Annotated in this window: 16 protein-coding genes and 6 pseudogenes; 7 read left to right on the top strand and 15 right to left on the bottom strand. The window is 27.8% G+C overall.

The window, feature by feature from the left end; translation table 11 throughout:
• Window positions 1–17: 17 nt before the first annotated feature.
• A complete protein-coding gene (locus tag ACZ1HD_RS06325; protein WP_340934203.1) occupies window positions 18–401 on the top strand; it encodes a VOC family protein in 384 nt (127 codons plus the stop codon).
• Here the strand turns inward: ACZ1HD_RS06325 and ACZ1HD_RS06320 are convergent.
• Window positions 398–1,055 (bottom strand): annotated as a pseudogene (locus tag ACZ1HD_RS06320) (methyltransferase domain-containing protein). The gene ACZ1HD_RS06325 and the pseudogene ACZ1HD_RS06320 sit on opposite strands and share 4 nt — an antisense overlap.
• A gap of 112 nt (window positions 1,056–1,167) precedes the next feature.
• Here ACZ1HD_RS06320 and ACZ1HD_RS06315 point away from each other — a divergent pair.
• Window positions 1,168–2,405 (top strand): annotated as a pseudogene (locus ACZ1HD_RS06315) (DEAD/DEAH box helicase).
• A gap of 2 nt (window positions 2,406–2,407) precedes the next feature.
• On the opposite strand, the gene ACZ1HD_RS06310 reads toward ACZ1HD_RS06315, so the two are convergent.
• From ACZ1HD_RS06310 to ACZ1HD_RS06275, 8 genes are all read right to left on the bottom strand, one after another.
• Entirely contained in the window at window positions 2,408–3,163 is a 756-nt protein-coding gene (locus tag ACZ1HD_RS06310) for an ATP-binding protein (protein WP_472689294.1), read from the bottom strand.
• Window positions 3,164–3,225: 62 nt separating this feature from the next.
• Window positions 3,226–3,933 carry a sensor histidine kinase gene (locus ACZ1HD_RS06305; RefSeq protein WP_472688940.1) on the bottom strand — a complete coding sequence of 236 codons (708 nt, stop codon included), beginning with the start codon at window positions 3,931–3,933 and terminating at the stop codon, window positions 3,226–3,228.
• Between the two features lie 7 nt (window positions 3,934–3,940).
• Complete coding sequence (locus tag ACZ1HD_RS06300) at window positions 3,941–4,090, bottom strand: hypothetical protein (protein ID WP_472688939.1); 150 nt, start codon at window positions 4,088–4,090, stop codon at window positions 3,941–3,943.
• A complete protein-coding gene (locus ACZ1HD_RS06295; protein ID WP_472688938.1) occupies window positions 4,083–4,427 on the bottom strand; it encodes a Rab family GTPase in 345 nt (114 codons plus the stop codon). The genes ACZ1HD_RS06300 and ACZ1HD_RS06295 overlap by 8 nt, the downstream gene beginning before the upstream one ends.
• 5 nt (window positions 4,428–4,432) lie before the next feature.
• Complete coding sequence (locus tag ACZ1HD_RS06290) at window positions 4,433–4,705, bottom strand: hypothetical protein (protein WP_472688937.1); 273 nt, start codon at window positions 4,703–4,705, stop codon at window positions 4,433–4,435.
• Window positions 4,699–5,238: a hypothetical protein gene (locus ACZ1HD_RS06285; RefSeq protein ID WP_472688936.1), complete on the bottom strand. Its 540-nt coding sequence runs from the start codon at window positions 5,236–5,238 to the stop codon at window positions 4,699–4,701. The genes ACZ1HD_RS06290 and ACZ1HD_RS06285 overlap by 7 nt, the downstream gene beginning before the upstream one ends.
• Window positions 5,239–5,592, bottom strand: coding sequence for a hypothetical protein (locus ACZ1HD_RS06280; RefSeq protein WP_077808982.1), 354 nt, complete (start codon window positions 5,590–5,592; stop codon window positions 5,239–5,241).
• 106 nt (window positions 5,593–5,698) lie between these two features.
• Entirely contained in the window at window positions 5,699–6,481 is a 783-nt protein-coding gene (locus ACZ1HD_RS06275) for an MBL fold metallo-hydrolase (protein WP_472688935.1), read from the bottom strand.
• Between the two features lie 77 nt (window positions 6,482–6,558).
• On the opposite strand from ACZ1HD_RS06275, the pseudogene ACZ1HD_RS06270 reads away from it, so the two are divergent.
• Window positions 6,559–8,003: pseudogene (locus tag ACZ1HD_RS06270) on the top strand (TonB-dependent receptor).
• Window positions 8,004–8,054: 51 nt separating this feature from the next.
• Window positions 8,055–8,604, top strand: a pseudogene (locus tag ACZ1HD_RS06265) (RNA polymerase sigma factor).
• 200 nt (window positions 8,605–8,804) lie between these two features.
• Here ACZ1HD_RS06265 and ACZ1HD_RS06260 read toward each other — a convergent pair.
• Entirely contained in the window at window positions 8,805–8,942 is a 138-nt protein-coding gene (locus ACZ1HD_RS06260; protein WP_472688934.1) for a hypothetical protein, read from the bottom strand.
• Window positions 8,943–9,493: 551 nt separating this feature from the next.
• Between ACZ1HD_RS06260 and ACZ1HD_RS06255 the strand changes: the two genes are divergently transcribed.
• Complete coding sequence (locus tag ACZ1HD_RS06255; RefSeq protein ID WP_472688933.1) at window positions 9,494–9,637, top strand: hypothetical protein; 144 nt, start codon at window positions 9,494–9,496, stop codon at window positions 9,635–9,637.
• Between the two features lie 45 nt (window positions 9,638–9,682).
• On the opposite strand, the gene ACZ1HD_RS06250 is transcribed toward ACZ1HD_RS06255, so the two are convergent.
• The 5 genes and pseudogenes from ACZ1HD_RS06250 to kdsB all read right to left on the bottom strand — a co-directional run bounded on the left by ACZ1HD_RS06250 (window position 9,683) and on the right by kdsB (window position 12,335).
• A complete protein-coding gene (locus tag ACZ1HD_RS06250; protein ID WP_077808976.1) occupies window positions 9,683–9,880 on the bottom strand; it encodes a hypothetical protein in 198 nt (65 codons plus the stop codon).
• Window positions 9,881–10,003: 123 nt separating this feature from the next.
• Entirely contained in the window at window positions 10,004–10,264 is a 261-nt protein-coding gene (locus ACZ1HD_RS06245) for a hypothetical protein (RefSeq protein ID WP_079738567.1), read from the bottom strand.
• Between the two features lie 26 nt (window positions 10,265–10,290).
• Window positions 10,291–10,779, bottom strand: a pseudogene (locus ACZ1HD_RS06240) (CatA-like O-acetyltransferase); the annotation flags it as partial.
• A 131-nt stretch (window positions 10,780–10,910) separates the two neighbouring features.
• Window positions 10,911–11,602: pseudogene (locus tag ACZ1HD_RS06235) on the bottom strand (HAD family hydrolase).
• Between the two features lies 1 nt (window position 11,603).
• Entirely contained in the window at window positions 11,604–12,335 is a 732-nt protein-coding gene (gene kdsB, locus ACZ1HD_RS06230; RefSeq protein WP_375240328.1) for a 3-deoxy-manno-octulosonate cytidylyltransferase, read from the bottom strand.
• A gap of 101 nt (window positions 12,336–12,436) precedes the next feature.
• On the opposite strand from kdsB, the gene ACZ1HD_RS06225 reads away from it, so the two are divergent.
• Complete coding sequence (locus tag ACZ1HD_RS06225; protein WP_149025846.1) at window positions 12,437–12,604, top strand: lmo0937 family membrane protein; 168 nt, start codon at window positions 12,437–12,439, stop codon at window positions 12,602–12,604.
• A gap of 70 nt (window positions 12,605–12,674) precedes the next feature.
• Window positions 12,675–13,022 carry a DUF4199 domain-containing protein gene (locus tag ACZ1HD_RS06220; RefSeq protein WP_472688932.1) on the top strand — a complete coding sequence of 116 codons (348 nt, stop codon included), beginning with the start codon at window positions 12,675–12,677 and terminating at the stop codon, window positions 13,020–13,022.
• The last annotated feature ends 110 nt before the right edge of the window (window positions 13,023–13,132 follow it).

Below are 13,132 nucleotides of genomic sequence, written 5' to 3'. Positions count from 1 at the left end.
TTTAAAACAAAAATTTTATGCATAATTTCACCTTTAATCACATTGCTATTTCTATAAAAGATGTTACAAAATCTATAGATTTTTATCAAAAAGTATTAGGTTTAAAAGAAATTGAAAACACTGCTTCAAACTCTAAAACAAGATGGCTTTCTCTAAATGAAGACAGGCAATTACATTTAATTCCTAGACCAAATTTAGAAGTAAAAACTAATAAAGCAGTTCATTTTGCTTTGTCTACAGCACAATTTGATGCATTTATTTCACATTTAAACGATTTAAATATTGAATATTCTGATTGGAAAGATACACCTACAAAAGATTATTTAAGAAAAGATGGCATTAAACAAATTTATTTTCAAGATCCTGATGGTTATTGGATCGAAATAAATAATGATGTTTAAAAAAGTTGATATAACGTTGTAACTAAAACTCCTTTATTATCTGTAAGAGTAACAGACACTAATTCTTTTTCTGATTGCATCTTCAAATTAAAAGGCGGTGTTAACAAATTAATTCCGCTCTTTTTTTAATCGAATTCCTTGACCAGAAATAATATCTTTATTGGGTTCAAAATCACCTATGGGTAAATGCTCTGTTAAAATTAGATATTTATAACTATTTAATTTTTGAACAATATCTTCTACTTCTTTATTAGACAAATGCTGTAATACTTGCCTAATAATTGCACAATCTGCATTAGGTAAATCATCTTTAGCAATATCCAAAGTAAGAAAACTTAAGTTTTTTAAACTAAATTTTTCTTTATTATAATTGATTAAATCTTCTACTATATCTACAGCAATATAGTCTGTAGTAAATTCTACAAAATGTTTACCAATATTAAAATCTCCACAACCTAAATCGCACACAGAAATAGGCGATTTAAATGATTTAAGAAAAAAACGAACATTTTGAACATATGGTTTTACAATATATTCTAAATGAGAACCTTCACCAGAATAAAATAAGCCATCTCCTTTTCCCCAAAGATATTTATCATAAACTTGAGTCATAGCTGCTTTTGTAGGCCAAGGTTTTTTATTTTTTCTGCTCATTCTAAATTAATACAAGAATTAGAAATGCATATTTAAAATATTTAAATATAGTATTAAAATAAAATCATAAAAATATATTTTCTTTTAAACTACCTTTGCAAAAAAATATTACATGCAATTTTCTAAGTTTTCATTAAATAATTCAATTTTAAAAGCTGTTTCGGAAGAAAGATTTCACACTGCAACCTTGGTTCAAGAAAAAGCAATTCCGTTAATTTTAGATAAAAAAAATGTAATCGTTTCTGCAAATACAGGTACAGGTAAAACAGCTGCTTTTGCACTACCTATTTTAGAACTTATAACAAAAGACACAGAGAATTTAGAAACTGAAAAAAAGAAAATTAAATCTGTTATTCTAACTCCAACAAGAGAGTTAGCGATTCAAATTTTAGAAAATTTTGAAAGTTTTGGCAAATACACAAATAGCACTGTAACGGCTGTATATGGTGGCGTTTCTTTAGAACCTCAAAAAGAAAAACTAGCTTCGGTGTAGATATATTAATTGCAACTCCTGGTAGATTAATAGACTTGCAAATGCAAGGAAATATAGATTTAAGTAATGTAGAAATTTTTGTTTTAGACGAAGCAGATTTAATGCTAGACATGGGTTTTATAAACGATATTAAAAAAATCGAAAGCCTTAGCCCTAGAAAAAAACAAACACTATTATTTTCTGCAACTATGCCAGAAAAAATAGTTGAATTAGCTAATGCTACCTTAAAAAATGCAGTTAAAGTAGAAATACATCCGGAAGAAACTACTGCAAAAAACATTGGACAATTATTATATTATCTTCCAAAGAAAAACAAAACAGATCTCTGTTTAAACTTGTTGAGAAACACAATTAATGGAAGAATTATTATTTTTAGGCGTACAAAATTTGGAGTTGATAAATTAGAAAATTCACTTTTAAAAAACGAATATAAGGTTGCTAGTATTCATGGAGATAAAACGCAGGCAACAAGAAATAAAGCTATTGAAGATTTTAAAAATAAAAAAGCAAACATTTTAATTGCCACAGATGTTGCTTCTAGAGGTATTGATATTACAAATGTTGACTGTATTATTAATTTTGATATGCCAAATGTACCAGAAACTTATGTACATCGAATAGGTAGAACAGGTAGAGCGGGTAAATCCGGAATAGCATTTTCATTTTGTTCGCCTGACGAAAATGGGTATATAAAATTAATAGAAAACCTAATCGAAAGACCTATTAAAGTGGTTACGGATCATCCGTATGTAATCAACAAACCAAAACACACAAAAAAACAACCTAACACCATAAGTAAAAATAAAAAAGGTAGAAAATCTGAAGCTTCTAAAAAGAAGAAAAAACGCTGGTATTAAATTTAATTTAAAGCTTTATAAACTTGCTCTTTAAGCTGTTTTGCAGTATAAGGCTTACCAATTACATCTTTAAAACCAATACTTTTATATCGTAAAACATCTTCTTCTGTAGTGTTTGCTGTTAATGCTAAAAAAGGAATTTTAGAGTTATCACTTGCAAATTCATTAGACATTTGAACTAACTGTTCGCCTGTAATATTTGGCATGTGTATATCTAAAAGAACGATATCAAAAATGTTATTTTTTAACAATTGTAAAGCTTCAAAACCATCTTTTACTAAAGTTAAAACTACATTTTCAGATTTTAAAATATGAGAAACAATTGATTGATTTAACACATCATCATCTGCTACTAATATTCTTTTGCCTACTAAATTTATGTCTGTAAATTTCTCTGGATTCTGATTCTGAGATTGCTGATTTTGCTTCGGTTTTGAAAAAGGAATTTTTACTTTAAACAAAGTACCAGAATTCAGTTTACTTTTCACAGAGATTTCTCCGTTCATTGCCAAAAGCAACTTCTTAACAATAGACAAACCAAGACCAGCGCCACCGTACACTCGATTATCATCTTTATTATTTTGCTGATATTCATTAAAAATTTTAGAAGCTTGTTCAGCAGTCATTCCTCTACCGGAATCTTCAATTAAAAAGTTTAAAAGAACCTGATTTTCTTCTTCTGAATCTATATTTAACTTTAAAGATATAACTCCTTTTTCAGTAAATTTTAAAGCGTTTGATAATAAATTAGATAAGATTTGATTTACTCGAACATCGTCACCAATTAAAACTTTAGGTATATTTTCATCAACCTCTAAAGCTAAAGTAATTTTATTGTTTTTATTCGGAATCTATAATTATCAATGGCATTTTTAGCAACTTCATGAACATTTAATTCGGAATTTACCAAATCTAATTTTCCGGCTTCTATTCTAGATAAATCTAAAATATCGTTTACAATTACTTTAAGGTTTTTACCGGATAAAGATAAAAGATTGGCATATTCTTTAACATTATCATTTATACTTTCATTAGAAATCATTTCAGAATATCCTAAAATAACATTTAAAGGATTTCTGATTTCATGACTCATCATTGCTAAAAATCGAGACTTTTCTTCGTTTGCTTTATCTGCAATTTTTCTTAATCGATCTAACTCAATATTTTTTTCTGCCAGTTCTCTTTTCACAAAGAAAATATCGTTTCGATTTTGATTTAATTGATCGACGTATTTATAAACATTTGTTCTGTTATGAATTAAAACTGTTACAACCTTGCTTGTATTAAACAACTCTAAATCAACATTAAATTCTTGATTATCTGCGTTAACAACCATGCCCTCTAACAGAAACGAAGTATTTTCTTCTAAAGCTTCTAATGTTCCTTCTAAAAAAGGACAGACATCAAAAATACTTTGATTTAAACGAAATTCTGAGATAGCAAATTTACCAGCATCGATATTTAAAATCACACCAGAAATATTGGTGGTAATTTGTATAAAAACATCTTCTATTTTTGCTGGTATCAAGTGAATTTTATTTTAATGAATTTGCTGCTAACTTTAAAAATGCATTCTCTACGTTTTCATTTTCTTTTGCACTTGTAATTAGATCTATATCTAAAGAAACTTTATTTTTAACTGCTAACAACTCATCTTCTGTAAGTAAATCTTTTTTGTTACCCACAATGGTTATTTCTTTTAAACCGAGACAATTCTTTTACGTTACCAACGTATTCATCTAATTTTAAATACGTTTCTTCTCTGCTTAAATCGAAAACATACATGGCTGCTTTTGCTCCTAAAAAATAAGCTTTGGGTATTTTTTCATCTTCACTTGTTCCTGCAACGTCCCAAATTAAAAGTTTAATTTCTTGATTTTCGTAGGATACAATTTTAGAACTAACCCTAACACCAATAGTGCTTATATAGTCTTCTGAGAATTGATTTAAAACAAATCTTCTAATTAAAGATGTTTTACCAACGCCAAAATTACCAACTAATAAAACTTTTTTAGCTATCATTATTATTAATCTATTAAATGTCTTTCTATTAAGACATTCAGTTTAACTTCATCTGATAAATAATCGCGATCTCTTAAGATAATTTCTGCTAAATTATTTACGTTATCAGACAAGTTCTCTCTAAATTCATTGTTAATTACTCCTGAAGTTGCAATTGCAATGTATATCGTTTTGAAGTTTTTTATGGTAAGCTGAAAGTTATCGAATCGAATATCTTCTAAATTTTGATCTTCTTTAGAAAACGCTTCTTCTGCAAATGATTTAATGGCTGTTAACATACCAGAAACCATATCTTTATCTGCAATATTACCTCTTGTAAAATTTCCCGATAATAAACCGAGTCTTTTTCTATGATAAAAACCTCTTCTATTATTGGCTCAAAAACTTCTTGTAGTACATCTTCTGCATCACTCTTTTTTCCTTTAAAAAACCTTTTTAAGATTTCAGTAATCGAGAATTTTTCTGTGATGGTTTTATTAATACTGTCAGACAACTTTGTTATTTCACTAACAATTGCTTTCTTAATAAGTTTACCCATTATTGGGTATAAAGCTTCTACAACCTCATCTTGCGAGTCTCTAATTTGTACTTTTATTGTTTCTGTAATCGTGCTTCCAAAATAAGCTGGAAAATTTTTACGAAGATCTTCAATTTTTTCATCTACTAAAGGCGTAACCTTCTCAGATAATCTTTCTTTTTCTAAAATTCTATTACTTAGATCAGAAAACTTATCTCTATCTTCTTCTAATAAAAGTTCTCTGAGCAACTCAAAACGATTGTCTTTTTTGTTATCTACAGTTTCCTTTTTCATCTATTCTTGCAACATCAATGCAATTTTTTCTAAAGCTTTTCCTAATTTTTTTCTATCTGCTTTTTCATCATCTAAATCTGCCAATTTCTTATCTAAATCTTCGTTTAAATCTTGAAATTTATGATCCATTAGACTTTCTAAATCTGCTAATTTATTTTCTAAATTTGCTACAGATTCTCCTAAGTTTTTTTGAGTTTCGTCTCGTAATGCTTTAATTCTGTTAAAAACATCTTCAAACTCAGAATTGTATTGCTGAATATTTTCACCAAAAATTAAGTCTCTTACTGCTGCAATTCTACTATCTTCTACTTGATTAGCTTTGGTTGCTTTGCTATTCTCTGACTTGTTTTCCATCTATATTATTAATTGCGTTGATTTATTTGGCTTATTAAATAAAGCAATTTTTTTGCTTTTATTACCTATAATAACAAATATACGTTAAAATATAATTATTTAAAATCTAACTTGTTATTTTTAAACCATCATAAGCCAAATAAACATTTGGCGGTAAGTTTTTAGAGACTTCTTTATGAAAACCTAATTTGTGACTAATATGCGTAAAATAAGTTTTTTTAGGCTTAATTTTTGCCACAAAATCTAAGGCTTCTTCTAAGTTAAAATGTGTAGGATGCGCCTCTAATCGTAAAGCATTTACTATTAAAACATCTAAGTTTTTTAGCTTATCAATTTCTGATGTTTCAATAGTTTTTACATCTGTTAAATAAGCAATATTTTCTATTTTGTAACCTAAAATAGGCAAATTACCATGCAAAACCTGTATTGGCGTTACATTTAAATTACCTAATTTAAAACTTTGATTATCAACAATAGTTGGTTTCACACTTGGTGCACCAGGATATCTGTTTTCTTTAGAAAATATATATTGAAAACGTTGTTCTAAACTCTCTAACGTTCTCTCATTTAAATAAATAGGCATCTCTCCTATTTTATAACAATAAGGTCTTAAATCATCTAAACCTGCTGTATGATCTGCATGTTCGTGGGTAAATAAAACGCCTTCTACCAATTGCACATTCTCTCTAAGCATTTGTTGTCTAAAATCTGGACCACAATCGATAACATAAGACGCATCATCCGAAGAAATTAACACAGAAGATCGTAAGCGCTTATCTTTAAAATCTTTAGACAAACAAACAGGATCGTTACTTGCTATCATTGGTATACCTTGTGATGTACCTGTACCTAAAAAAGTAATATTTAACAGTTTTTTATCAGTTTTCATTGAAACAAAAATAAGATAAAAATTTACTGATTACACACTTATTTAGTACATTTGTTGCGATAATTAAAAACGAATTTATGGCAATTTCTTTAAAAGGAGATCAAGAAATAAGTAGTGTACCAACAACTAAAAGCAAAGCGCTTAGAATTAACTTAAACTCTGATATTTACGGTACTTTTGCCGAAATTGGAGCCGGACAAGAAACAGCGCGTAATTTTTTAGATCTGGTGCTGCTTCGGTACAATTGCAAAGGCAATGAGTGCATATGATAAAGATTTTTCTGATGCTATTTATGGTATCGAAGAAGATAAACGTTATGTTACTCAACCTCGTTTAAAGAAAATGTTACGTCATGAAATCGATTTAATGGAAGATCGATTAAGTAGATCTAAACATCCTGATAAATTATTTTTTAGTTATGCAAATACCGTAACAACTATAGATTTTGCAAAGAAATTTAAAGGTCATGGTTGGGTCGGAATCCGTTTTCAATTAGATCCTTTAGAAGGGTACAACGAAATTATTTTACACTTACGTTTTAAAGAAACAGATGCTCGTTTACAGCAAGAAACTTTAGGTATTTTAGGTGTAAACTTAATTTATGGTGCTTTTTACTTAAATGATAATCCGAAAGAATTGGTAAAATCTTTTTACCATAATTTAAGTAACGATCAATTAGAAATTGATATGATTAATTTCTCCGGACCTCGTTTTATGTATGTTGATAACCGTTTAATGAGTTTACAATTACTTAAAAACGGAATGACAAATGCGGTAATGTTTGGCCCAGACGGAAACAACTTATTACCAGCACAAGTATTATACAAAAAGAATATTTTGGCCTTAAGAGGTAGCTTTAGACCAGTTACTAAGGTAAATATGGATATGTTTGAGAAGTCGAAAAAACTTTTCTTCGAAGAAAATAAAGTTGAAGAAAGTAAAACACAAGTTATTTTCGAAATTACCTTAAGTAATTTAAGTGCAGAAGGTAAAATTAACGAAAGAGACTTTTTAGACAGAGCAGAACTACTTTGTTCACTCGGACAAAATGTAATGATTACTAGTTTTCAGCAATACTTTAAATTGGTAGAATACTTTAGTGAATTTACCAAAGAAAGAATGGGGTTAACTATGGGTGTTCAAAACTTAATTCAAATTTTTGATGAAAAGTACTACAGAAATTTAAGTGGTGGAATTTTAGAAGCATTTGGTAAACTTTTCTACAGAGATTTAAAAGTTTACATGTATCCTTATCACGATCAAGCATCAGGAGAATACATTACCAGCGAGAACTTAAAAGTGCACCCTAGAATGAAAGAATTATTTAAATTCTTTAAGCACAATGGTAAAGTTGTAGATATTGATGACTTTGATAAAGAAATTTTAGATATTTTTTCTCGTACAGTTTTAAAAATGATTTTAGACGGTAAAAAAGGTTGGGAAGAAATGTTACCGAAGGAATTCCGAAATAATTAAGCAAAAAAGATTGTTTGGTTACTCTAGATCTAGAATAGATAAATAATCTAGATTAAACCTTTTGTATAAAATTTTGTCTTACTAAAAAACAACCCAATTGAAAGACGAAATTGTTTTAATAGAACAACTTAAAAATGTTGCCACTAGAGAAGCTGCCTTTAGAGAGTTAATAAAACTCTACAAAGAGCGCTTGTATTGGCATATACGTAAAATTGTAGTTTCTCATGATGATGCAGACGACGTTTTACAAAACACATTTATAAAGGTTTACAAAAACATCGATAAGTTTAACCAAGAAAGCAAGTTGTTTTCTTGGATGTACAGAATTGCAACAAACGAATCTATTACATTTATTAATAAACGTGCAAAAGACAGAAATGTAGATATTTCTGAAATGCACGAACAATTAGCATCTAGTTTAGAAAGTGATGTGTATTTTTCTCGGTGATGAAATTCAGATTATACTTCAAAAAGCAATTGCTACCCTACCACAAAAGCAGCAACTTGTATTTAACATGAAATATTTTGATGAAATTAAGTATAACGAAATGTCAGAAATTTTAGAAACTTCTGTAGGAGCTCTTAAATCTTCTTATTTTCATGCAGTTAAAAAAATAGAAAGCTATATAAAAAATCAAACAGATTAAACCTTTTGTAAATAATTGTGTCTAAATAGTAATTATGGAAAACAAAATTAAACATAGCGAAGACTTTTTAAAATCGGTAATTAAAAAAATACTGGTTTATCTGCTCCCAAAAATTATTTTGAGAATGCAGAAGATAAATTCTCTGCCTTTCTTAAAGAAGAAAAATTTCCAAAAGAAAATGGTTTTTCTATACCAGATAATTACTTCGACACATTAGAAGATTCAATAATAAACAAAGTAATTGTTTCTAAAAAAGGTAAAGTAATCTCTTTAAAAGATAAAATAATTAGGTTTATACCAATTGCAGCAGCCGCTTCTGTTGTTTTATTTTTAAGCATCAATTTTTATAATAATTTTAAAACTGATGAAATAAATTTTGACACTTTAGCTGAAACAGATATAGAAAACTGGGTAATTGAAAATGCTAGTGATATTTCTGATGAAGATTTTGCAGCCTTAATTAATAATGAAGTAAATAACGAAAATGACTTTGCTTTTGCAAGCCTAAACAATACAGATATAGAAGATTACATTATAGATTCTGAAAACACATCTTTATTAAACGAAAACTATTAATAATGAAAAAATACATCTTACTTTTAACAATAATACTTACTTCTTTTAGCAGTATCGCACAACATACTAAAGAAAGTAGAAAAAAATTAAAGCTTTAAAAACAGCTTATTTAACAGAAGAATTACAGCTTACTTCTAGCGAGGCAGAAAAATTTTGGCCTTTATACAACAAACACGAAGAAAAGATAGATTTTCTTAGAAATAAAGGACGTATAGAATACAAGAAAAAAATTAAAGAAGCAGGCGATTTAAGCAAATTAGAAGAATCTGATGCAAAAAAACTAGTTTTATTAAGACTAGAGTTAGAAAACGAAATGGCTTCAGAAAAAGAAGATTTTAACACTAAAGTTTCTAAGTTTTTATCTTATAGAAAAATAATGAAACTTCATATTTCTGAAAGAGAATTTGCTAGAAAGTTAATGAGAAAATATGGTAAAGGAAGAAGTAAAAAAGAATAATAAAAACTTTATATAAATTAAAAAGAGGCTTTAAAGCCTCTTTTTTTATTTCTTAAGTAAATTCATACATATTAAAAGTTCTGGTTTATTTGCTGTAAAACCTCTTAACCAAATTACAAGTTCGTTAATTTCGTACGGCAATAGTCTGTCTAAACTTTTTTGTAATTCTTTGCAAAAAAGATCTGAATTAAAGCTAACTTTTTTTAAAACCGTTTTCGTATATTCAAACATTGCTCTAGCCATAATTTAATAATATTTAAAGTTTTAACGTTAATAATTCATTTTTAGTATAACTAACCAAATTTAATAAAAAAACCATCAACAGAAATGTTGATGGTTGTTAAAAAATATCTAAAAAAATTAAGATTAAATCTTATTAATTTTAGCGATTAAATCGTTGGCTCTTGTTTCTAACTCTGCACTTACTTGCTTGTAATGTGCTTTTTTGTTTTCTACACCTTTTGCGTTAATTTTTCCAATTAAATCGTCAAAAGTGTTTATAGTTTCATCTATAACTGCCTCTACTTCTTTATTCTCTCCTTTAAGATCAACTTTTTCAGAAGCGTATCCAATAATATCTCCTAAAGTATAGTTAATATCTTTTTTTAAGTTTTTTATGCTTGCCATAATTTATTTATTTTAAAGATGCAAAGTTAATTGTTTTTATCTAATTGACTCTGAAATTCTTCAAAAAATAAACCAATATGATAACCATCTACCAAAGCATGATTTACAGAAATAGCAACAGGCATTTTTATTTGATTATTTTCTGTAAATGTTTTACCAAATGCTAGTTTAGGTATACTATCATTCTTAACGCCAGATACAGGTTCTTTTTGACTTGTAAAAGAAAACCACGGCAATGCAGAACAATAGATACAATCATCAGAATTTACCGGTGGAAACAATTCTTCTGAATTTAAAATTCTTTCCTTTTCCTTAAGAAAGTTATCGTTAAAATTTTTAAAAATTTCATCAAAATAAATATAAGAAAAACCAAATGTATGATCTTCTCTAGCTATTGTTGCAGATGCATTTATTACATCATGAATAGCAATTTTATCTTCTTGAATTCTATATTTAAAATTTTCAATAGAATTTAACGCGACTAAACATGCGTGCAAATACATTGCAAAAAAAGAAGTTTTTTTCTTTAGACAATTTTAAGGTATTTGTAACATCAACATTTACTGTAACCGAAAAAAAGGATCTTCTAAACTTTTAAAATGTTGAAAATGCTGTTTTCTGTTCCAAGAATCTATATCTAAATACTTCATAAAAAATTTTGTATGTCTGTAATTTTAGAAATTGTTTTATAGCTTGCATCGTTTTTTTCTTCGGATGTAACTTCTTCATGCGCCCAAGTTGTATGAAAAGGAATATGAATTGCAGATGCACCTAAAGCAACTAAAGGCAAAACATCAGACTTTAAAGAATTACCAATCATTAACAATTCTGATGGTTCTACTTCTAGATGTTTCATCAATTTTAAATAATCTTTTTCTTTCTTATCGCTCATTACTTCGATATGATGAAAATATTTTAGAAGATTCGATTTTTCTAATTTTTTTCTTGATCTAATAAATCACCTTTTGTAGCAACTATCAATTTATACTTGCCTTGTAAATTACTTAACACCTCTTCTACTCCGTCTAATAATTCTATAGGTTGTGCCAACATTTCTTTACCAATATCTAGTATTTTTTCGATTGTTTTTTGTGGCAACTTGTAATTAGATAATTCTAATGCACATTCTACCATCGATAAAACAAAGCCTTTTATGCCGTAACCATAAATTTCAAGATTTTTAATTTCTGTTTTAAAAAGCTCTTGATCTATTTTATTTTTAGTTTCGTATTTAGATATTAATTCAGCAAAAGTTTCTTCTGCTTCTCTAAAATAAGTTTCGTTTACCCACAAAGTATCATCAGCATCAAATGCGATTACTTTTATATTTTTAAACATATTATAAGTTTAAGTATTTTTTGGCTTTTTCTAAGTCTTCTGGTGTATCTATACCTACCGCTTCTACAGAAGTTTCTACCATTTTTATTTTTTTACCAATTTCTTGGTATCGAATTGCTTCAATTTTTTCTGAAGCTTCTAAAGGTGTCATTGGTGTTTTATAAAAATCTAATAAAGCTTGTTTTCTAAAAGCATAAACACCTTTGTGTTTATAGTATTTTACATTGATATTTTTATCTCGATGAAATGGGATAACGCTTCTAGAAAAATAAATAGCCAAATTATTTACATCTGTAATTACTTTAACGTTATTTGGATTTTCGATATCTTCTTTATTAGTAATTTCTACTTTTAGCGAAGCTAAATCTATTTCTTTTTTTAAATCTTTCTTAAATACGTCTACTAATTTCTCTAACGATATTTTGTCTATAAATGGTTCGTCTCCTTGCACATTAATTACAATATCTGCGTCTAAAAACTCTACAGCTTCTGCAATTCTATCAGAGCCACATTCGTGCTCTTTTTTACTCATAATTACGTTACCGTTAGCATTAGAAATGTTTTCTTTAATTATATCTGAATCTGTGACTACATAAACCTCGTCAAATAAATCTGTATGTAAAGCAGCTTCGTATGTTCTTAAAATCACGGTTTTACCACCTAAATCTTTCATTAATTTACCAGGAAATCGAGAAGCACTGTAGCGTGCAGGAATCATTGCAATTACTTTCATGAATAGCTTTTTGTATGCATCAAAGATAATATTTAAATGGATAGCGTTAAACTACACTTTACAATTTTTATAATTTTGAGTGAACAAAAAAATTAATTATCATGAGAAGTATTTTGTGGCTTGTAGCCGTAGTTTTTATTATTATTTGGGCATTAGGTGTTTTAGGTATTGTGCCAGGAATTGCAACTAGCAGTTTAATACACACATTACTAGTAATTGCAGTTATTGTAATTCTTTATAATATTATTTCCGGTAGAAAACCATTGTAATGTCTCTTAATATAAGATAAAAATTCGGTGAGAGTTTCAGAAGAAATCATGAATATAAAAACAAGATAAGATGACAACAGATAAAATTATTATTAAAAACGCATTGCTAATTACATTTTTAATTGGTGGATTTTTTCTACTGTGTAAATTAGTTGGCTTAGAAGAAAACCCATATTTAAGATTTTTAAATTTAGCATTTGTATTATTTGGTATATACTTAGCCATTAAAGAAAGTGTATACAAAAACAATGAAACTAAATACACTACAAATTTAGGTATTGGTATTAGAACTTCTGTTATTGCAGTAATTCTTTCTATTATTGGTGTTGTAATTTATGTACAATTTATAAATCCTGATTTTCTAACTGTAATGAACAACTCTTTTTTAATTGGTGGTAATTTAACGTTGCCGAAGTAGTAATTACTTTATTAATAGAAGGTATGGCATCTTCATTTATAGGTTCTTTTATTATAATGCAGTTTTATAAAAACCACGACAAAGAGAATTTAAACAAATAAAAAAACTCC

The sequence above is a fragment of the Polaribacter sp. HA6-7 genome (genome assembly GCF_055693625.1).
This window is presented reverse-complemented; position numbering and strand designations above follow the sequence as displayed.